Here is a 21,078-nt window from a genome sequence, read left to right on the forward strand (position 1 = left end):
TCTTTTTGTGAAAAAAATATAAATTGCTGGCCGTAATTAGGGGAATCAAGCCTGCTAATAAGCCGGAAAGGGGAGACGTCCCTTTTTCGGCTTATTTTTTTATGCTTTCAGGCAACAAAGCAGGCTGCAGTCTATTTTAGCTCGAGCTTCTACTACTACCACAGCGGAGGAAACGCCACATGAGCTATACATTTTACCGTTCAATGTCACTGCGAACGTTTTTTAAAGAAAATCAACAAATTTTTGAGCAGATATTACTTGAGGAAGCTGAATCTATACGGAGGGACATTCGAAGGATTTTGCGCCGGGGCCAGGTGGATCTTATGCATAATGCCCAGCAGGTTATTGCCTATGCCCTTAACAATGAAAAAGATAATATTGAAGCCTTTGCCCAGAAGGAAGGAAAAATGTGGGCAGAGCATACGATTGATTTGTCTTTTAAACTGGAATGGGTCCATGCGCTTCGCCGTACCGTATGGACGTTTGTGGAAAAGTATCACTCCCTGCTCGAAAACAAGGAGAGCACGGACTTTTTTTCGTGGGAACGAGAGGTAAACGACTGCATCGACCTTTTTTTGAATACATTTGTAGAAAGCTATACGACGTATAGGGAGGAGGTAATGCAGAAGCAGGAACGCCTGGTGGAAAGCCTGTCGGTGCCAATAATTCCAATAAACAATTCCATAAGTGTTCTACCGCTTATTGGCGCGGTGGAAGAAAGCCGGCTCGATTTTTTGAAAGAGAAAGTGCTGGAGATTGTAGCAGAAAAGAAGATTCATACACTGATCGTAGACCTTTCCGGCATCGGCCATATAGAGAAGGGGGTGGTAAATTCATTCAACCACATGATTGATGGAATCTCATTAATGGGCTGTAAAACAGTGATCACAGGCATACCCTCCGCGCTTGCAATGGAAATAGCCACTTCAGAAGTGGCATGGAAGCCTGAGGTAAAAACACTGGGAACGCTGCAGCAGGCATTAAACGACTGCTTTTTGGCTGATGTGTAAAGATTTAATAAACCGTGTAGTTTCATGAAGGAGGAAAGCATATGGATGATTTACGATCGTACGTCACGGACCTGGACCGCAATGTGGATGATTTACTGTCGCGTCTTCCTATTTTTGATGACGCCCTGGAGGCACGTTTCCATTTGGTCTTAAAGGAAAAGAAAGCAATGATCACCACCGTGTTAGACGAGCTGGCCAACGAACCTTCCGATGATCAGAAGATCAAGCGGTGCCTGAAAATCATTTACCGGGACGATGAAGTGGAAAAACTGAATTTTCAGGCATGGAAGCGGCTGTGTCAGCAGAACCAGGCCGTGGACGCCTCGGTGCTTGAGCACATGGAACAGACGTTCAGTCACATGAAAGAGGTGCTTGAACATGTGGCGGAAGGTACGGATCATTTGTCGGCCCGAAACATCCGCTACGTTGCACCGGCATTATATAAATAACGAAGAAAAGAGGGATATCCATGCAATGGGGACCATACCGGACAGACACACATATCGATACGACCGGAGCCGTCGACCGCTGGGTTCACAGCACGTGTAATCTGTGCTCCATCGGCTGCGGCACGGAAATCGCGGTCAAGGATAATCAGATTGTCGGCATACGGGGGAAAACGGAGCACGACATCAACCTCGGAAGGCTGGATCCAAAAGCGAAGGATCAGTGGATTCCAAATAACCATGCGACCCGGCTTTTGAGCCCGTTAATACGAAACCAGCAGGGCGAGCTCGAGGAAGCGTCCTGGGACGAAGCGATGGATCTGATCGTTCAAAAAGCGAAGGAAACGGTGGAAGAAAAAGGCGGGGACGGCTTTTCCATTTATTCGACCGGCCAGGGTTTTTTAGAGGATTATTACTCTATCGCAAAAGTCGGGAGGGCCGGCCTGAAAACCCACCTGCTCGATGCCAACACCCGCCTTTGCACCGCAACGACCGAATGGTGCCTGCTGCAGTCATTCGGGGCGGACGGGGTACCGGCCGCATTTGAAGACCTCGATGTAGCCGAAACCGTCATGTTCTTTGGCCATAATCCGGCCGAAACCGGCACCGTCTTTTTTGACCGGGTGATGGAACGAAAAGAAAAGACGGGAAAACCGACTATCATTGTCGTGGATCCAAGAGAAACGTTAACGGCCCAGCATGCAGATCTTCACCTGCAGCTGCAGCCCGGGACAAACGTGCCGCTCATGAACGGCCTGCTCCGGGAGATCCTTCACCACGGCCAGGTGGATCAGCCGTTCATTGATGAGCACACCATCCACTATGAAGAAATGAAAGATTCCCTGGAGGGATGGTCCCTTGACCGAGCGAGCGACGTGACCCGAATACCAGTGGCACAGCTGCAGGAAGCGGCCCGGCAGCTGGGACATACGGAAAGTCTGGTATCCACGACACTGCAGGGGGCCTTTCAAAGCAGCGATGCGACCGCCGCCTGTGTGGCCATCAACAATATGCATCTGGCGCGGGGACTGATCGGAAAGCCCGGCAGCGGACCGCTGCATATGGCCGGCCAGCCGAGCTCCTCCGGCAACCGGACTGTGGGCGGCGTCGGCACCTATCCCGGCAACCGAAACCCGGAAAACCCCGACCACCTGCAGGACATCGCCAATTTATGGAACGTGGAGCAGGAGGCCCTGCCGGTGGGGCCGGAAAAAGGGATTATCAAGCAGATTGAAATGATGGAAAAGGGAAAGATCGGCTTCTTCTGGAACATTCATACCAATCCTCTGGTCTCCCTGCCGGACCGGGAACGGGCGCGAAAAGCGATGGAAGACGTCTTCGTGGTCGTGCAGGATCCATTTCTCACCGCAACGACAGACGTCGCTGATGTCATTCTTCCGCCGGCCATGTGGGGGGAAAAGGAAGGCACGATGGAAAACGCCGACCGGACGATTAATGTGCTGCGAAAAGCGGTGGAGCCGCCTAACGGGGTATGGACCGACTTTGAGATCCTTGTGGACTTCAGCCGGCGGATGGGCTTTACCGACCAGGACGGAGAGCCGCTGATTCAGTACGCGACCCCGGAAGAAGCCTTCGAGGAATGGAAACGCGTATCCGAGGGGCGTCCGAGCGATATGACCGGCATGACGTACGACCGGCTCGAAGAAGCGAACGGGATCCACTGGCCGGCGCCGAAAACGCGACCGGAGGGGACTACCCGACTGTATGCCAATGGAGATTTCCGGACGAAGGTAAACGATGCCCAAAGCTTCGGTAAAGTCATGGACACCGGTCGCCCGTACACGCAGGAAGAATACCAATCCTTTAATCCGAATGGGAAAGCTATTTTCCATGCGACCCATTACTTCGGGCCGCCGGAGCAGACGAAGGAAGCCTATCCGTTATGGCTGAATACGGGCCGCCTGGTCTGGCACTGGCATACCCGCACCAAAACAGGCCTTTCGCCGGATTTAGAGGAGAAAGCACCGGAAGCGTTTGTGCAGCTGCACGAAGACGACGCCCGAAAGCTGGAGGTGACAGACGCTGAAGAAGTGCGGGTCGTCTCCCCGCGCGGAGCCATCACGGTACCGGTGAACATTTCCGGCGAAGTGAAGCCGGGGGAAGTGTTTATTCCGTTTCACTACGGCAACTGGGACGGTGAAGCGTCGGTCAATGAACTGACCATTGACGCGGTGGACCCGCTGTCCCACCAGCCGATGCTCAAGCACGCGTCCTGCCGGATTGAAAAGATATAAATACACCAAACCTGCGTAAAAGGAGGGTGGCATGCAGTCAAATAATATCGTTTTAGAAAACCAGCCTCCGTCCGGGGCAATCGTGATGGCATGGGGGATCTTCCTGCTGGGTCCCTTTGCCGCCTTTTCTCCGTTGAACAGCTGGGCTGGAGTCCTGTTAACTGCGGTAACGGCGCTCCTGGGAATCTATATTTTTATTTCGATCGTCTATACGCGGGTGAGTTCAGGTACTGATAAGCTTTCCAATATAGGCGATATCCCGTTTTTCGGTATCGGTACATGGGTGGCAGGGAGCTCTGTACTTGCCCAGCTGCTTCTGGAATATGCCTCGTGGTCCTTAGGTCCTGTATATGTTCTGCTCGTGATCAGTACAGTGGTCTGGATCGTATATATAAGCGCAGCCGCAGCAAAGTTAGCGATCCTTGTCCGGGACCGTGAAAAGAGAAAGCAGGCACATGGCGTGCTGCTGTTAACAACGGTCAGTACCCAGTCGCTCATCCTGTTGTATGTGAAAATGTTCCCGGCTTCCTTCCCAATCGGGATTGGGGCGGGGCTGTTAGGAATAGGCCTTCTTTTCTACATCGCGAGCCTCCCGCTGATTCTGCAGCGCTTCTGGAAGCATTGGGCCAATACCAACTGTATGGTCCACGGAGCCCTATCCATCTCCGGTGCTGCCGCTGTCAAGCTGGCGCTCTTTCCGGCCGGGCTTTTGGCCGGGTTTTGGATCCTTACTGCGGCAGCGTTTATTTTCATTGAGAGCCTGGAGATATTCCGTGCCGTAAAAAGAATTGGACACGAAGGACTCGTAACCGGTCTGGGTATCTATGCGGTGACGCAGTGGTCGCGGAATTTTACGTTCGGCATGTTTTATGTTTTTACGAAGAACGTTTCCCTTCCTGAAGCAATGAGTTTTTTAGCCCCTGTCAAAAATGGAATCCTTGCGGCCGGACCATGGGTACTGCTGGTTTTACTAGTAGTGGAGGGAATGCTGTATATTAAAGACTATATCGTCACAGTAAAGACTGATGCTTAGATTGAATCAAACCCAGGGCCTCCGGTAAATATCACCGGAGGCCCTGGCTGTACGTTTGAGAAGGCTTAAACGTACGTCTGCTTACATCGCGTGCTTGATGCCTTTGTCGACGAGCCACCAGTTCACCGGATAGCTGGTTAAAAATCCGATCACCATCGCGATCTGCATCATAAACCAGAAGGTCGGACCGGCCGGGCTCGGCGGGGTGGCAAAGAACACAAAATGAACGAGCGCCATAAAACCAAACATGCCGATCTGGTACGCGACAAGCGACAGCGTGTCGGCCTTGGCGGCCTGTTTGATGCCATGGCTTTTGCTCATGTTTTCATGCATTGGCAGGATGGACGCCAGCTGAAAGAAAATCCCGAACGTATAGGCGAGGATAAATTCCACGATATAGTCGGCAAACAGCCGGGTGCCTGCGATCGTCCAGCCAAGCGCCACCACGATCGGAATACCGATAATATCCCCGAGCGCACACCCGGCACCGCAGTGGCTGGTGGACGCCACCGTGGACTGCCACATCGGCTTGTCGCCGTGGCCCTTCCGGCCGATATAGTAGTAGAAAGCCAGGCCGAGCGGCCCGGAGTAGAGCACGGTGAGCGGCCAGACAATATTCATCACCATCATCGGCTGCGGATTTTTCCGGACGTCTACGATCACGATCGCGGTAGAAATGAATGCAAGTGCCAGTGAAGCGACAGCAATAATGGAAATCGTGTCCATCGAATTCTCCTTTTAATGCTTTGGTATTAATAATTTTTCAACTGTGTAAAATACTTGGTTGCTTCGAAATATAATGATTCATCTTTTCCTAAGAAGAGCGGAAACGTTTAACGGAGAGAGAAGCGTCAAGGGCGGGAGGCTCTGTCTCCCATTTTGACTCCCAGCGCTGTTTCAGTACTGGAAGGTCGGATACGCAGGTAATAATCCACTCCTGCTCGCGAAATCCCTGCAGGGAGGCAAACAGCTCATCTACACTGGTGAAGACAGCATCTGGAGCCGTCCAGCCATGTTGTTTTAAATCCGTTCGGGTCCCGGCGACTACTTCCCTCTCCTGGGGAAGTTTGATAAAGGTAAAATGCTGCATAGGATTGCTCCTTTTCCTTAAAATAATTGTTAATGCGGTATAAGGATTAAAGTTATAAGCGTCCCGTGCTAGACAGGGATTCGTTTGGATCAAAGTAGAAGAGTACGTAGCGGTGAGAATCCTCCAGGCTGCCAGTAACAAACACGTCCTTCAGGGAATACTGGAAGGATTGATCTCCCACTGCATGCTGGATAGCCTTCCGCTCCGCGTCAGCCCGGTGCCTTTCCGCCAAACGCGTGCCGTGTTCGGGGATCATGGCCTGCTCGAAGGGGGTCACGATATTTTTTTGCCGGGCGAGAAGCGCATGATCATCGATCCATCCCCATGCCTGCCATTCGTGCATGCCGGTCGTCTCGGATGGGAGAAGGGGAGAGGCCGCCGACGATTTTTCGCCGGAGAAATTCAGAGGAGGAGAAGTAAGCGAGCAGGAGCCTTCTTCGACCAGTAAAAGCATGCAGGAGGAATGCGTAAAATCCCAGTCTAAATACATGTGCGTCGAGTGGAAATCCAGTTCCGTCTGCATGATTTCCTCTAAAGACGGCTGCAGATACCGGAAGGTGGTCATCCGGCATTTCTCGACAGAGTCGTATTGACCCTGGTCGAGCAGGGATTCTTCCATGGGAGCTAAAAAGCCTTGCAGATAAATAATGAGATAAGGAGGCGAAAGAATGACTTCGATAGAATTGGGTCCTTTACAAAAATTCCGTTGAAGCAGCTTGCCTATTTTTCCGACAGCAGCGGTAGTGGCTGTGCGTTCTTTTTCCATGCCATCACTCCATTTCCATTGGTTAAAAGCCTAAAAAAAGCCAGAAAGACCCAAGGGGCTTTCTGGCTTATCGCCAGCTTTTCGGACTGGCGATTTTCACCAACTGATGTATCGAGGTGTTGCCGCATTTTGAAATATCTGGTGCCGTCGTCCGAAAGGAACGCGGCGATGCCCACATGATAAATGCTTTACATTAACCTCTATACATATTTTATTATCGTTTATGAACAAGAATAAACATGAAATATAAAGAAAAAGGAAGAAAAGGACTCTTGAACCACAAATAGAAAAAGACAATATACGGGTTTCAGCAGCATGAGGTTAGTAGCACTTCGCATAGTGTTCCAAACGCCCGCGTTAAAGAATGTGAGAAATACATATATTATGAATGAGAGAGTAAGCCAGATGAAGACTGAAGATTAGCAACGGCACCTTGGAATTTTAATAAGGATAAAAGTACCTTGGTTCTGGCAAACGACCCGGTCGAGTAGCCAACGGGTGATCAGTTCGATCAGGCGATATCGGCGAAAATGGTGGAAGAAAATCCGGTTTGTTTCGCTGGTGAAAGGGAATAAAAAATAAAGTTGTTTGTAATACAAATAGATACGCTAAAGGTTGTAATTAATAGAATGAACGCTATTAATAAACCAGAAGGTCACTAAGACGCTTCTGGTTTATTTTTGTTTTAACAGCCATTTTAAAAACGATCAGGAAAGGAGGAAAAAGCATGCCTTATTGGTTCTACCGGTTGCTTCCAGCTCCGGTAAAGCGTCTGCAAAGCATGTCGAAGCGCCAGCGCTGGCATGAGATCCGGTCCAGCCTGTGGGTCGTGCCAGCCCTCTACATTGCACTGGCTGCGTTATTAGCAGGCATATCGTACTGGGTGGAATTTGGCCTGAAGCCAGGATGGCAGCTTTTATCGGCCTTTACGACGGAATATCAGTTAACTGAAACGATGTACAGCACGATGCTGTCGGGGATCTTAACACTGAACGCCTTTACCTTTAACTCGATGCTCATGGTGCTCACGAACGTTTCAAATCAATTTACGCCGCGCGTGATGCTGAACTTTATTTCGAACCGGAAAACCCAGCACGCGATCGGGATTTTTAACATCTGTTTCTTTTACCTGTTAATTGTCTTTTTCTTTCTTGACGGGTCCATGAGCCAGTACACGGTGTTTCCGATTGCGGCGGTGCTCATGACCGGCTTCTCGGTCCTGAACTTTGTGTTATTCATCAACCACGCCGTGAAATGGATGCAGGCCCCGAGCATCGTGAACGACATGAAGCAGCAATCCCAAAAGCGCATCCTGCACACGCTGCATGAGGATCTCGAATCTCACCGGGCTGAACATCCGGAACGGATCACACATCCGAACCATTCGCCTCTGGATCATGAGCATGCGCGTACTATTGCCTCTGAGATGACGGGGTATGTGCAGATTATCGATTTTGGGCAGCTGATCGAGCAGGCGAAGCAGGACGGGGTCGTGGTCCAGCTGCGAGCAAATGTGGGTGATTTTGTTCTCCCGGGATTTGTCCTGCTGGATTACTGGAAATTGGCTGATGAAGGGTCTACGGTTGTAAACGAACGAAAATACCGGGAGCTTTTGTTTATGGGCGACCGGAAAACCGAAGTCCAGGATTTGGGCTACGGAGTGCGGAAGTTAAAGGATATCGCCATCAAAGCGCTGGCGAATGACGAACCCGGCACCTTCGAGGATTCTCTGCACCAAATGGTGGACCTGCTGCGGTCGATTGCGGATGTAACTTCTTTTACCTCTTATTTGACCGACGAGGAAGGAACGCTTCGAATTATCATGAAAGAAGAAGCTTTCGAAGATTACCTGTATGCTGCCTTCGGGCACATTAGTGTATACGTAAAGAAAGATCCCGTGCTGACAAATGAACTTTTAAAAGCTCTTGTCCTCCTCAGCGGAGCACTGCCCGAACGTGAGAAAGGGGCGTGCTGGCACTTTGGCAAGGTGGTGGCGCAGTCATTTGCCGATACGTTTGCCCACGCCACAGAACAGTTGGAGTTTTACACGTCGCTGGAAACTCTTTCGGTGGAAGCCCGGGATCCGGACACCTTTCACAGGTTGATTGAAGAATTTATCCGCAACGGCCTCCTGGAACCTAAATACGGACGTTCCGAATAATGTGTCCCATCTGTATGTTACAAACAGGTGTTAAAAGAACGGTTGCAAAAAATAAATAAAGTATGTTTAACGCTACGCTTTCCTGGGGAACAATAAAACTAGTGCCATAGATGATAATGATTTGGTTTTGCTCAAGTGAATCCAATAACCATATACGCGCCCGGCTGCAGTTAGAGGAATAAATGCCTGCTAATAAGCCGAGAAGGACAACGATAGATGTGTCTTTTTCGGCTTATTTTTTATGGCTCAATTCTACTGTACATTAGGGCGTTTTAAAGGATGACCACTGTCGAAACCAGGTGATTATCAAATTAAAAACAGAAAGGATGAATCATCATGGCAAAGAATAACGAAGAAAACAACAAAATGACCCGCGAGGAAGCCGGCCAAAAAGGCGGCGAAAAAACGAGCCAGGAACACGGCAAGGAATTTTACGAAGAGATTGGTCAAAAGGGCGGCGAAAATTCCGGTAACGGGAGCGGTAGCCAGCAATCAGGCTCCAACCAGAGCGAAAACACCATGAGCCGTTCCGAAGCCGGCCAAAAAGGCGGCGAAACGACCAGCGAGGAACATGGCAAAGAATTTTACGAAGAGATCGGTCAAAAGGGTGGCGAAACCACCAAGGAAGAACACGATAAGGACTTCTATCAAGATATTGGCCAAAAAGGTGGAAAAAATTCCGGCAATGGCTCCGATAACAACAGCGACTCCAACAACCGCCGCTAAGCAGGAAGAGGCCCCGGTTCCGGCATGATTCCCTACAATCGTGCCGGCGGTCTTCCTAATTCCCTTTCTTGAACAATGTGAGTAAGGGCGCCTGACGTTTTCACACCGTTAGCATGAAAGTGAATGTCTTACAGCTAGTTAATCATTAGGTGGCAGTTATGCCAATAAAATAGCATCATGAGGAAATAAAGTAACTTAATGAAAAAGGTTTTTCAAAGAGAAAAGCGGCAAAGAGCACCCGGGTTTGGCGGTGCCTTTTTGTGTGCTGAAGTGGTCTTCAGGTCACCCGATTTCCCCATAAAGTGACCGGAAGATTTCAGCTCCAGTTTGCCAGAAATGAATAATCTCTTATTCATAAAGAAACACCGCTTCCTGCCGGCACGGGAAGCGGTGTTTCTTTATGGAGAAGCCACCATTCCATGTGTCTTCCATTTGTTATAGTACGCTGAAGGGCAGACAATTCATAATAGAATAATAGACTTAAACCTTTGGTAATTTAGTACTTTTTATATAAAATTTTTCCGGCGCAGCATGAGCTGTTTTTGGGGAACGGCAAGAGACATGAAGATATAATTGGAGCCCTTTAATCTCAATCCGCTGAATGGTGTATATGGCCACGCCTTGCTATTAACCTTTGGGTACTCACGTGAAAACGTAACGCCCGGGGGCTTCTTTATGCATTTATTTGCTGCTTTTATGATTATGTTTTGCCTGCCGTCTGTACCAGGATGGGACGAGCTTTACAGGAATGCTCAACGTCATCACGGCAATGCCGGCCATAATCAGTAAAAATCCGAGAAAAAATTGGATGGTCAACGCTTCACCGAGCAGCAGCCAGCCAAGGACAGCGCCGGCCAGCGGCTGGAAAAAGTAAAACAGGGAGCCGACGCCGGCCTCCATCAGCTGCATGCCTTTGTTCCAAAGAAAGAACCCGCCTGCAGTCGAAACGATGCCCAGGTATAACACGCCGGAGAACACCATCATATTAGGGGCCGCCAAACCAGCGGCCTGCAGCTCCCATCCTGCAAAAGGAATCGTCAGAAGCATCCCGAAAAAGATGCCGTAGGCGGTGATTTCCACGGAGGAGAATTTAACCGACGCCCGTTTTACATAAACCGAAAGAAGAGCCCAGGAAATGGCGGCCATCACCAGGATCAGGCTCCCGAGCAAATACGCTCCCATGCCGGTATTCCACTCAATGACGATGACCACACCAACGCTTGCCAAAAACAGGGCGAACAGCTTCCGGACAGTGATTGCTTCTTTCAACATGATTCTGGCGAACAGCACGAGAAAGACCGGCGTCGTCGCTGTCAGAAGCGATGCCGTATGGGCGTCCGCCAGGTCGACCCCGAGAAACTGAAACGAAATGGTCACCAGGTACCCGATAAAGCCGATCCAGCCAAGCAGGAGCCAGTCGCTTCTTGTCTTGGCGGGCCGGGGAATGCGGCTCCAACGCAGAAGGGCAAACAGCACCGCACAGCCATGAGGTAGCGAATCACCATCAGGCTAAACGGTGGGATATAGTCCAATACGTATTTACTCGCCACAAACATGCCGCCCCAAATGCCTGCAGCGAGAGATAAACAGAGCGCGCCGAGCAGTGTATGATTCATCTGGTTTCATTTCTCCTTTGAGCAGCGGCCATCAAAGCAGTCACACCTGGTTCTCTCTGCTTGTGGAGGAAGCTGTTACCAGCGAAGGCGAGGATCGTGTCCATTTATCGTGCCAGCGTTCCTTCAGTTCGGGAAGCTCAGAGATGCAGGTGATGATCCATTCCTGTTCGCGGAATTCCTGAAGGGATGTGTATAGCTCATCTATAGTGATAAAGGTGGCGTCGAATGACTTCCGCCCCTGGTTTTTTAAATCCGTGAGAGTACCAACGATTACCTCTCTCTCCCGGGGATATTGAATATAGGCAACATAAGGCATAAAAATCACCCTTTCGTAATTTACTGCTGCTAAAAAACAAAAAAAGCCATCCCTAAAGAAAGTCCTTTAGGAATGGCTTGGAGTCTAAGCGCTTTTGTCTTAGCTCCGGGGCCGTAGAACAGTGAATAGTAACTGGATAAAAAATAGGAATAGAAATCGTTAATATTCTATATATAGTTATAGGGCCTCCAGCAAAAATAGGCAAGAAGTATTTTTATATATATATAGTTTTTTAATATATACTAAAAATATATATTCTGACTTTTCGCGGCTGATGTGGATGTGTAAAAGCAATGCGAATGGGAAATTTGTTTCAGGCTGATAAGGATGTTATGGTAAAGATAACGCGTGGTCCTCGTCGACGCTAAAAATGCCCGTGATCAGCAGGATTGCCTTTATGGCGGGGAACATTGGAGACTGTAGTGCTCGCGATGACCTGCCCCGGGATGCTGTTGCTTGTTTCGATACGTTCTGGACGCAAAATCCGGATCGAAACAAGGCCAAAAGACCGCGGAGAATGGAAGCGGCCCAGGAGGCTGCTTGCCTATTTTAGGGCATTTTAGGGACAGGCGATCGGTAATCACGAACAATGGAATACCGACAGGCAAAGTCATCAGACAACTAGCGCTGAGGAATAAGCCGCAGGGATGTTTTTTCTCTGTGGTTTTTTGTGTTTTGCAAACCGCAGGGAAAGATTGCTGCGCGTTTTCTAAGGAACCAGCGGGAAAGGAGGCACGAGTGGAAAGTTAAACACACAAAATCGAAGGATGAATGAGGAAAGCCGTTCTCCTGGGACGCTTCAGCTGAATTGTCCAAAGGAGCCAGACCATGGAAGAGACACGAACTGAACACGGAGAAATAGCCGGCTACATCGGCAAACTGATCCGGGATAATTTTGGCAAAGGACCGACGTCTGTGTATGTCACCCTTGAGCACCCGTTTCTAGTCATTCACCTGCGGGATTTTTTGGCACCGATGGAAGCCATTTTGATGGATCAGGGTGAACATAAACGGGTGGAAGAAACAAGAGACCTGCTGTTTGGGCAGCTCCAGACAGAGATGCGTGCCCAGCTCGAAGTGATCGCTGGGGTCACGATCCGTGAGATGTATTTTGACTGGGACCTGCAGCAGAAGCGGGGCGTCATTCTGGGCGTCATGTCGGAAGACACGTCGGAATGCGAGGCCCAGTGGCCGGCGCATTTAAACCACCAGAAGTTTAACGATAAAGTCATCGAATTGAGCAAGTGGGGACAAAAGGTGCCGGCGACCACGGAATCCTTCTGGCTGAATGACCGGACCATTGTCATTAAACGGACCGGGGTCTTCGTGGAAATCGAAAAAGAACTGATTCAGGCGGGGTACACCAATGAACTCAAAGAAGTGAAGAAGCCCCTGGAGCTGCGGATGATTCACCGGGCGAGCCTGGAGACTCTGATTGACGGCAAGATCACCGGAACGTTTGTAGCCTGGCATTTCACCGGGGACAAAGGCTACGCCGTGCTTATTGTGCAGCCGAAAAAGTAATATCCTGATAAAGCAGGGTGAAAAACAACGAGCGCCTTCCGGCTCAGCCGGGGGCGCTTTTTGATGAAGCATGAGAGCTTTGTTTCCGTTATTACCGTTAAAACAAAATCCGTTTCCCAGGCCAGAATAAGGCCCGTTTTTCCGGGGCAAAATGGCACTTCATACGGGAGAGTGATCAGTCTTCGGCTGCAAAAGGAGGAATGGACACCGTCTGCACATGAGCTTTGGCGTCCTGCACTTCCCAGGGGGTGTGATGAATGCCGATTTCGATCAAACTGTTTTTGATTGAAGACCAGGCATAATACCGTTCAAGCAGCCAGTGATCAAGCGTGCCCTCCAGGGGGCAGTAAGCTTCGGACGCTGCCCGGTAAGTGCCTTCAAAATAAAAAGCTGCTTTTCTGCGGCGTCTGCTGACAAAGTGAAAGTCCTCCTGTTTTTTATCCATACGCATGGAAGCATAATAATACGGGAGAGTGGTCAGCCGCGCTCCCAGAACGTTTAGCAGTTTGTCGGCATCCAGGCTGAAAAAGAAAATGCCAGGGGCACCGCCGTACCGGACATACGTACGTACATTCAGCTCTAAATACGCATGCAGATAAGGAAAAGAGGAAAGACTCCGTACATGCATATCCGTTACCCGAAACGGCAGTACCGTCACCCAGGCTTCCCCCTCAAAGGTGTCCAGTTCAAGGCCTTCCGGAAGATATTGACTGATTTTACCTGCGCGCACAGGACAATGCAGAAACAGCATGTCCCTCCACCGCTGGCTCATCACCCACGGCCCCTCCGGGAGGCTTGTGCCCCGGTGGCCAGTAGTGTTTAAAATGTCCTCGTACATAAAGTCCCTCCTTTCTGGAGATAGTGCGTAAACATTTACAATACGTGCTATTCACGATGCAGCCGGATGGAAAACATTCGATATTTCAAAAAATGGATGAGCGGTCAAGACCCCCAGGGCGGGGGAGATAGCTTGAACAAACGTTTAAAGCCGCCACAGCATGGGAACGTATTAATTAGACTCCTGCAAATGAAGCGTTAATAAAAATAGGTTTTTCACGAAACGAACGATATAACTCTGGCAGTAATTAGAGGACAAATGCCTGCTAATAAGCCGGAAAAGGGACAGTGCCCTTTTTCGGCTTATTTTTTTATGGTATATACCATTGACCAAAGGAGGGAAGTCTTATGGCCCCATCAAACGATCAGCCGAATAATGTAAAAAGTCCCGAAGACGAGTCTTCGGAGGGTGCTTCTAAGCATGCCACCGAGCCGTCGCTCATTGTTGGTCTCGTCCCGGCGCCGGGGTCTGCTTCTGAAGCGATTGATGTTCTGTACCCGGAGCTTGCCGAGCTGTTTTCGCGTGAGGTGGATGACGAGTACGCCTGGGACATCAAGGTGGTGGTGGATCCGTTAACGGGATCTGCCGAAGAAGCGGCCTCCATTCTGGAAGAGGCCCAAACGCTCAAGGACAAGCGCGGGTGGGATTATGTGATTTGTCTCACGGACCTGCCGCTGTTCCGGGATGAGGATTTTCTCGTCGCCGAGGCTAACGTGGAGCGCGGGATTGCCCAGCTGTCCATCCCGACGCTCGGGGCGCTCCCGATTATTCGCCGGGTGCGCGAAGCGCTGCTTCAGCTGACGAGCGAAATGCATTACGGCAGCTCCGACGAAGCCCGGAACCGTCAGGAAGAGAAGCAGTCTTCCATGGGCAGCTCAAGGGGAAAATATGTACGAAATACCGGAGCCCGGCAGCTGCTCGGGGACAGTTTGATAGAACGAATCGCCCCGGTGTACCGCATCCGCCCGGACGAAAGCAATGACACGTCGGACACCCGCTACGTAGCGCGGCCCAATATTAACGGTTATTCCCGGGTGGTCACGGGAATGGCGCGGGCGAACAACCCGTTAAAAGTGTTTACCGCCTTTAAAAGCGTGATCGCGATTGCCTTTGCCACCGGCGCCTATGCACTAATATTTCCCACCCTCTGGCAGCTGGGGGCAGCCTACGGCCCGGTACGCTCCATTACCTTAATGGCTGTGGCTTTAACCTCGTTAACTGTATGGATGCTTCTCGCTCACGGGCTCATCGAACGGCCTTCAAAAAACCGGGCCAGAAGCATCAGGCGGCTGTACAACTCGGCGACGGTGCTGACGATCGGGTTCGGGGTCATATGCTACTACTGTATCCTGTTTCTGCTGTTTTTCCTTGCCGTATTTTTGTTTATTCCGACGTCGATGCTTCAGTCCAACTTAGGTGTAGGGCAAAACGTCGAATTTCCGTACTACCTGTCGCTGGCCTGGCTGGCAGCGTCGCTTGCGACCTGTATCGGGGCGCTGGGGGCCGGGTTGGAAAACGAGGAGACGGTGCTTACCGGAACCTATGGCCACCGGCAGCTGCAACGGAAAAAGCAGGTGCAGCGGGAACGGGAAGAGGAAAGGAAGCAGGAACAAAACCGGGAACGTTAACGAAAAAGCTGCCAGCTCAGCCGGCAGCTTTTTCATTCACGTAGCGGATGTATTTGGTGAGGGTGAGCATCGACTGCAGCCCGAGCCGGTCCATGAGCGCTTCCGGTGACACGCCGCTTTGAAGCTCGCGCACGATGTAGCTGTTGCGAAAATGTGTCGCGGAAATCGCCCGTTCGATGCCGGCGCGTTTGCGTTCCTCCCGGATCATTTTCTGGATCGCGACCTCGGTTAAATTTTTCGGCTGGTCGTTTTCATAGCTCCAGCGGTACGTCTGGCGCTGAAAGTCAAAAGCCACAAACAGCGGCTCGCCGTCAAAGGACGGGCGCACGGCCTGGGGGATGACGTCGAGGTAATAGTACAGCTGCTTCTGCAGCTCCTTTGTCAGCTGGAGCGTCCGCGGATTGCCCTCGGTAATGTCGAGCTCCCCGCGCGTCAGGTGCAGGTGCTCGATCCGGATCGAGGCGAGCTCGTGCATGCGGAGGCCGTAGTCGTAAAACAGCTTTAAAATCACGATGTTTCGCGGGGCAAGCATCGGGCGCACGGCCTGCTGCTTGTCCGACAGTCCGGAATCGGACTCGAGTGTATCCATGAGCCGCTTCATTTCCTTCGGGGCAATCAGCTCTTCCTCCTTTAGTACATTCCAGACGCTGTCATCGACGGGCAGCTCCGCCATCGGGTTGGAGGCGATCCGTTTTGTGTCGCGCAGAAAGCGGAAGTAGCGGACGAGCACGGTCTGGATGCGCTTCAAGGTCCGGAGCTGATAGTGGCGCTCCTCGGCCAGAATATGAAAATAAGTGGTAATGTCGTCGGGTTTAACGGCCGCCTCTTCGCCGTCGAGGACCACATCGATAAACCGGTGAAAGTCGGCCAGGTCGTATTCGTAGCGCTTCAGCGTGCTCGTCTTGCGCCCCCGGGACTGCAGGAAGGAAAGAAAGGCCTGCATGCCGTCCGGAAGGAGCTCGGGTTGCAAATTCATTGTCATTCCTCCTGCTTCGTTTGCCGATTAAGCATCGCGGCTTGTTTGTTTGGCACTTAACCCATATTATAGTATGTAGAGGACAGGAAAAACAGGAGGATCTAAACTATTGCAGGATTTTGAGAACCAACAGGTAGATAAAGAACGGGTGGTACTGGTTGCCGTCCACAAGGATGATACCGATGAAGCGACGTTTGAAGCGTCCCTCACTGAGCTCGAACAGCTGGTGGAGACGGCCGGAGGCACGGTTACGGCCGTACTGACGCAGAGCAGGCGTTCGCTCGATTCGAAGACGTACGTCGGGAAAGGCAAGCTCGAGGAAGCGGTGGCGACCGCCGAGGAGCAGGAGGCGGATCTTTTGATCTTTAACGATGAACTTTCGCCCGGCCAGATTTCCACGATTACAAACCAGACCGGATTGTACATCATCGACCGCACGCAGCTGATACTTGATATTTTCGCCGGCCGTGCGGCGTCAAATGAAGGGAAAATGCAGGTGGAGCTCGCGCAGCTGAACTACATGCTGCCGCGCCTCCGCGGACAGGGCGAATCCCTGTCCCGGCTCGGCGGCGGAATCGGCACACGCGGGCCCGGGGAAACGAAGCTTGAGACCGACCGGCGCCATATCCAGAAGCGAATGGACGACGTACGCAAAAAGCTTAAGCAGGTGAAAAACCGCCGCGAGCAGTACCGCGAACGGCGCAAGGAAAAGAACGTGCTGCAGTTTGCGCTCGTCGGCTACACGAACGCCGGCAAATCCACGATTTTAAACAAGCTCACCGAAGCGGACACGCTCGAGGAAAACGCGCTGTTTGCCACGCTTGACCCGCTGACGCGCCGGGTGGAGCTGCCGTCAGGCCTCGAGGTGCTCGTGACCGATACGGTCGGGTTCATTCAGGACCTGCCGACCGCGCTGATTGCGGCGTTTCAGGCGACGCTTGAGGAAGTAAAGGAAGCAGACGTGCTGCTTCATGTGATTGACGGCTCGCACCCGCGGGCAGCCGAGCAGGCCGCCACGGTGCGCGGGCTGTTAAAGGAGCTCGAAGCAAGCCACATTCCGGCGCTTACGGTCGTCAACAAGCGCGACGCCGTCGAAGACGGGCCGATTGTGGCGGCAGAAAAGCCGTCGATTTCCATCTCGGCCCGGAAGGACGAGGACGTGCAGCTGTTGCGGGAGTCCATGGAAAGCGTGCTGCTCGAGCAGCTGCAGCCGTACCAGGTGGAAATTCCACTTGCCGACGGCCATATTATGCAGCGGTTCAAGCATGAAACGGTCGTGCGCGAGGAAACGCTCGATGAAGAAAACGAAAGCTGGATTTTGTCCGGATACGTGCAGAGCGACCAGGCCATTCACCGGGAGATCAAGCAGTATGCTAAAGGAGATGCGGGGGACCGATGACACGCGAGATAATGGAACAAAAGCAGCTGCAGCAGGCCGAGCGCCGGATCGCGCCGCAGCTTGATGCAATTGCAGAACGCGAGCTTGTGAACCAGCAGCGGGTGCTCGATATTTTCCGCACCCACAACGTGTCGGCGTTTCATTTTCAGCACTCCACCGGCTACGGCTATGACGACACCGGTCGCGAGGTGCTCGACCGGGTGTACGCCGATGTGTTCGGCACCGAGGCGGCCATGGTGCGCCAGCAGTTTATTTCCGGGACGCATGCGATCAGCACGGCGCTGTTTGCGGCGCTCCGCCCAGGCGGACGGCTTTTGTATGCAACCGGCACGCCGTACGACACGCTGAACACGGTGATCGGCCTTGACGGCAGCGAAGCAGGGACGATGAACGAATGGGGCATCGGCTGCGACGTGGTGCCGCTCGCCGGCGGCCACGTGGATATGGGCGCCGTGCACGAGGCGGTCACGCCGGACACGCAGGTAATTGCGTTTCAGCGCTCGCGCGGCTACGACGACCGTCCGTCGATCGGCCTGGACGAAATGAAGGAGTACATGGCGGAGCTGAAACAGGCGTATCCGCACATCGTGCTGTTTGTGGACAACTGCTACGGGGAGTTCGTGGAAACCGGCGAGCCGGGCCATATCGGAGCGGATCTGATGGCAGGCTCGCTCATTAAAAACCCGGGCGGCGGCATTACCCGCACCGGCGGCTACATTGCCGGCCGGAGCGACCTGATTGAAAAGGCGGGGGCAAGCTTTGCCGCTCCCGGCATCGGCCTTGAAGGCGGTGCGACGCTCGGCATGCTCCAGGAAATGTTTCAGGGGCTGTTTCTCGCGCCACATGTTGTGGCGGAAGCCCACAAAGGAGCGGTGCTGACCGCGGCATTGATGGAGGACGCCGGTCTGCAGGCATCACCGGCCTCCAGACAGGAGCGGACCGATCTGATCCAGTCCGTGCAGTTTGGCGACCGGGACAAAATGATCCGGTTCTGCCAGGCGGTGCAGCAGTATTCCCCGGTCGACTCCGGCGTCACGCCGCAGCCGAGCGCGATGCCCGGCTACAGCGATGACGTGATCATGGCTGCCGGCGCGTTCATCCAGGGATCAAGCATCGAGCTTTCCGCCGACGGGCCGATCCGGCCGCCGTATACAGCCTTCGTTCAGGGCGGATTAACGTATGCGCACGTGAAAATTGCCGTTAGTGAAGCTTTAAAGGCGATACAATAACCGATAGAAGGGCAGGTCCTCCGTGAGAGAGCCTGCTTTTTCTGTACATTTGACGGGGGATGGGTGAAAATAGATAAAGATACAATAAGTTCTGAAAATTTTGATGTAAAAATAGCTTACATGAACTTGACGGAAAAGCTTACATCATGTAGGATATACTTAGTTTCAATGAAAGGGGGCGTAACGCATGAATGATCATGTACGCCGGAATACCCCTTTATTTCCGATTGGTATCGTCCAGAAGCTGACGGAACTCACCCCAAGGCAGATTCGCTATTACGAAGAACACGGCCTGGTGTTTCCGACACGGACTGAAGGCAACCAGCGGTTGTTTTCCTTCCGCGACGTGGATCGTCTGCTTGAAATCAAAGCGATGATGGAGCGGGGCGTGAACCTTTCAGGCATCAAGGAAATCTATGAATTAAAAACGTATTCAGAAGAACCGAAAGAGCCAAAAGCACCGAGAAGTCATGATATGACCGACCGTGAACTGCGCAAGCACCTCCGCAAGGAAGTGATGATGGCAGGCAAGTATTCGCGTCCGTCCATGATTCAGGGACAGCTGTCACGGTTTTTCGACTAACAGCAGAATTAACTTTTTCCCGGCTGCGGCCGGGGGAAAGATCTAATAATTCACTATTCTAGTTTTTTAGAGAGGAGTCACAATTAACATGGCAAACACGAGAAAAGACATTTTAAAGTTTGCAGAAGATGAGAACGTTAAGTTTATCCGTCTTCAGTTTACTGACTTGCAAGGAATTATTAAAAACGTAGAGATTCCGGTGGACCAGCTTCATAAAGCACTGGACAACCTGATGATGTTCGACGGTTCTTCCATCGAAGGATTTGTGCGTATTGAAGAATCCGATATGTACCTCTTCCCGGATCTTGATACATGGATCGTTTTCCCATGGACCCCGGAAAAAGGCAAAGTCGCACGTTTAATTTGTGACATATATGAGCCGGGCAAGCCTGGCGAAGAGCCAACACCATTTGAGGGCGACCCTCGCGGTATTTTGAAGCGTGTACTTAAAGAAGCAGAGAAATTAGGCTTCACCGACTTCAATATTGGACCGGAGCCTGAATTCTTCCTTTTCAAAAACGATGAAAAAGGCGAGCCGACCACAACCCTGAACGACAAAGGCGGTTACTTTGACCTTGCGCCAACCGACCTCGGTGAAAACTGCCGTCGCGACATCGTGCTTGAGCTTGAAGACATGGGATTTGAAATCGAAGCTTCCCACCACGAAGTGGCACCGGGACAGCACGAAATCGACTTTAAATACGCAGACGCTGTAACAGCCTGCGACAACATCCAGACGTTTAAGCTCGTTGTTAAAACGATCGCGCGTAAGCACGGCCTGCACGCAACCTTTATGCCAAAGCCATTGTTCGGTGTGAACGGTTCCGGCATGCACTGCAACATGTCCCTGTTCAAAGGCAAAGAGAACGCGTTCTACGACAAGAAGACCGATTCTCAGCTGAGCACAACGGCCATGCAGTTCCTGGCAGGTACACTCGAGCACGCGAAGGCGTTCACGGCGCTGACGAACCCAATCGTCAACTCCTACAAGCGTCTTGTGCCAGGCTACGAGGCACCAGTATACGTCGCGTGGTCCCTGCGTAACCGCAGCCCGCTCGTACGTATTCCGTCCTCCCGCGGCATGAGCACGCGTATCGAAACGCGCAGCCCGGACCCGGCAGCGAACCCATACCTTGCTATCGCAGCAATGCTCGCAGCTGGCCTGGACGGCATCAAGCGGAAGCTCGACGCTCCAGAGCCGACAGACCGCAACATCTACGTGATGGAAAAAGCAGAACGCGAAGAACTCGGCATCGAGGACCTTCCGGCAGACCTGAACGAAGCGCTTCAGCACCTGCTGAACGACGAAGTTCTTGTTAACGCCATCGGCCCGCACGCCATTGAGCACTTCGCCGAAGCAAAAGAAATCGAGTGGGACATGTTCCGCAGCCAGGTACACCCTTGGGAACGCGAACAGTTCTTGTCCACTTATTAAAATTAAGGAAACCCTTCAGCTGCAATGGCTGGAGGGTTTTTTGTGTT

Annotated in this window: 19 protein-coding genes and 1 pseudogene; 12 read left to right on the forward strand and 8 right to left on the reverse strand. The window is 51.9% G+C overall.

Going from position 1 to position 21,078, the window contains the following annotated elements:
• Positions 1-179: 179 nt before the first annotated feature.
• Genes G548_RS0113530 through G548_RS18270 form a run of 4 tightly spaced genes read left to right on the forward strand, consistent with a single transcriptional unit; the run spans position 180 to position 4,744 of the window.
• Positions 180-1,010: an STAS domain-containing protein gene (locus tag G548_RS0113530; RefSeq protein WP_022794691.1), complete on the forward strand. Its 831-nt coding sequence runs from the start codon at positions 180-182 to the stop codon at positions 1,008-1,010.
• 41 nt (positions 1,011-1,051) lie between these two features.
• Positions 1,052-1,459 carry a hypothetical protein gene (locus tag G548_RS0113535; protein ID WP_022794692.1) on the forward strand — a complete coding sequence of 136 codons (408 nt, stop codon included), beginning with the start codon at positions 1,052-1,054 and terminating at the stop codon, positions 1,457-1,459.
• A 20-nt stretch (positions 1,460-1,479) separates the two neighbouring features.
• Positions 1,480-3,711, forward strand: coding sequence for a molybdopterin oxidoreductase family protein (locus G548_RS0113540; protein WP_022794693.1), 2,232 nt, complete (start codon positions 1,480-1,482; stop codon positions 3,709-3,711).
• A gap of 31 nt (positions 3,712-3,742) precedes the next feature.
• Positions 3,743-4,744 carry a TDT family transporter gene (locus G548_RS18270; RefSeq protein WP_022794694.1) on the forward strand — a complete coding sequence of 334 codons (1,002 nt, stop codon included), beginning with the start codon at positions 3,743-3,745 and terminating at the stop codon, positions 4,742-4,744.
• 81 nt (positions 4,745-4,825) lie between these two features.
• On the opposite strand, the gene G548_RS0113550 is transcribed toward G548_RS18270, so the two are convergent.
• From G548_RS0113550 to G548_RS0113560, 3 genes are all read right to left on the reverse strand, one after another.
• Entirely contained in the window at positions 4,826-5,470 is a 645-nt protein-coding gene (locus tag G548_RS0113550; RefSeq protein ID WP_022794695.1) for a DUF4396 domain-containing protein, read from the reverse strand.
• Between the two features lie 88 nt (positions 5,471-5,558).
• Positions 5,559-5,834: a hypothetical protein gene (locus G548_RS0113555; protein WP_022794696.1), complete on the reverse strand. Its 276-nt coding sequence runs from the start codon at positions 5,832-5,834 to the stop codon at positions 5,559-5,561.
• Positions 5,835-5,886: 52 nt separating this feature from the next.
• Positions 5,887-6,600, reverse strand: coding sequence for a Na-translocating system protein MpsC family protein (locus tag G548_RS0113560; protein WP_022794697.1), 714 nt, complete (start codon positions 6,598-6,600; stop codon positions 5,887-5,889).
• A 727-nt stretch (positions 6,601-7,327) separates the two neighbouring features.
• Between G548_RS0113560 and G548_RS18275 the strand changes: the two genes are divergently transcribed.
• Both G548_RS18275 and G548_RS0113570 read left to right on the forward strand, forming a co-directional pair.
• Positions 7,328-8,761 (forward strand): DUF2254 domain-containing protein, encoded by a 1,434-nt coding sequence (locus tag G548_RS18275; RefSeq protein ID WP_022794698.1) that lies wholly within the window; start codon positions 7,328-7,330, stop codon positions 8,759-8,761.
• A gap of 336 nt (positions 8,762-9,097) precedes the next feature.
• On the forward strand, positions 9,098-9,487 hold the full coding sequence (locus G548_RS0113570) for a KGG domain-containing protein (protein ID WP_022794699.1): 390 nt from the start codon (positions 9,098-9,100) through the stop codon (positions 9,485-9,487).
• A 681-nt stretch (positions 9,488-10,168) separates the two neighbouring features.
• Here the strand turns inward: G548_RS0113570 and G548_RS19745 are convergent.
• The 3 genes and pseudogenes from G548_RS19745 to G548_RS0113580 form a co-directional block, all read right to left on the reverse strand.
• Entirely contained in the window at positions 10,169-10,759 is a 591-nt protein-coding gene (locus G548_RS19745; protein WP_483803748.1) for a DMT family transporter, read from the reverse strand.
• A pseudogene (locus G548_RS19750) lies at positions 10,745-11,103 on the reverse strand (EamA family transporter); the annotation flags it as partial. The pseudogene G548_RS19750 and the gene G548_RS19745, both read right to left, overlap by 15 nt.
• 40 nt (positions 11,104-11,143) lie before the next feature.
• Positions 11,144-11,419, reverse strand: a complete 276-nt coding sequence (locus tag G548_RS0113580; RefSeq protein ID WP_022794700.1) for a hypothetical protein — start codon at positions 11,417-11,419, stop codon at positions 11,144-11,146.
• An 828-nt stretch (positions 11,420-12,247) separates the two neighbouring features.
• Here G548_RS0113580 and G548_RS0113590 point away from each other — a divergent pair.
• Complete coding sequence (locus tag G548_RS0113590) at positions 12,248-12,943, forward strand: Na-translocating system protein MpsC family protein (protein ID WP_022794702.1); 696 nt, start codon at positions 12,248-12,250, stop codon at positions 12,941-12,943.
• Between the two features lie 175 nt (positions 12,944-13,118).
• On the opposite strand, the gene G548_RS18285 is transcribed toward G548_RS0113590, so the two are convergent.
• Positions 13,119-13,781, reverse strand: a complete 663-nt coding sequence (locus tag G548_RS18285; RefSeq protein ID WP_022794703.1) for a YqjF family protein — start codon at positions 13,779-13,781, stop codon at positions 13,119-13,121.
• Between the two features lie 347 nt (positions 13,782-14,128).
• Here G548_RS18285 and G548_RS0113600 point away from each other — a divergent pair, with 347 nt between their 5' ends.
• The gene (locus G548_RS0113600; RefSeq protein WP_022794704.1) at positions 14,129-15,409 is read left to right on the forward strand and encodes a hypothetical protein; all 1,281 of its coding nucleotides are present in this window, start codon (positions 14,129-14,131) and stop codon (positions 15,407-15,409) included.
• Between the two features lie 16 nt (positions 15,410-15,425).
• Here G548_RS0113600 and G548_RS0113605 read toward each other — a convergent pair whose 3' ends face one another.
• The gene (locus G548_RS0113605; protein WP_022794705.1) at positions 15,426-16,385 is read right to left on the reverse strand and encodes a tyrosine-type recombinase/integrase; all 960 of its coding nucleotides are present in this window, start codon (positions 16,383-16,385) and stop codon (positions 15,426-15,428) included.
• A 109-nt stretch (positions 16,386-16,494) separates the two neighbouring features.
• Between G548_RS0113605 and hflX the strand changes: the two genes are divergently transcribed.
• From hflX to glnA, 4 genes are all read left to right on the forward strand, one after another.
• Entirely contained in the window at positions 16,495-17,784 is a 1,290-nt protein-coding gene (gene hflX / locus G548_RS0113610) for a GTPase HflX (RefSeq protein WP_022794706.1), read from the forward strand.
• Positions 17,781-19,013 carry a methionine gamma-lyase family protein gene (locus G548_RS0113615; protein WP_022794707.1) on the forward strand — a complete coding sequence of 411 codons (1,233 nt, stop codon included), beginning with the start codon at positions 17,781-17,783 and terminating at the stop codon, positions 19,011-19,013. The genes hflX and G548_RS0113615 overlap by 4 nt, the downstream gene beginning before the upstream one ends.
• A 187-nt stretch (positions 19,014-19,200) precedes the next feature.
• Entirely contained in the window at positions 19,201-19,596 is a 396-nt protein-coding gene (locus tag G548_RS0113620; protein WP_022794708.1) for a MerR family transcriptional regulator, read from the forward strand.
• Positions 19,597-19,684: 88 nt separating this feature from the next.
• The gene (gene glnA, locus G548_RS0113625; RefSeq protein ID WP_022794709.1) at positions 19,685-21,031 is read left to right on the forward strand and encodes a type I glutamate--ammonia ligase; all 1,347 of its coding nucleotides are present in this window, start codon (positions 19,685-19,687) and stop codon (positions 21,029-21,031) included.
• Positions 21,032-21,078: the final 47 nt, after the last annotated feature.

Source organism: Marinococcus halotolerans DSM 16375 (assembly GCF_000420725.1).
Lineage (GTDB): Bacteria > Bacillota > Bacilli > Bacillales > Marinococcaceae > Marinococcus > Marinococcus halotolerans.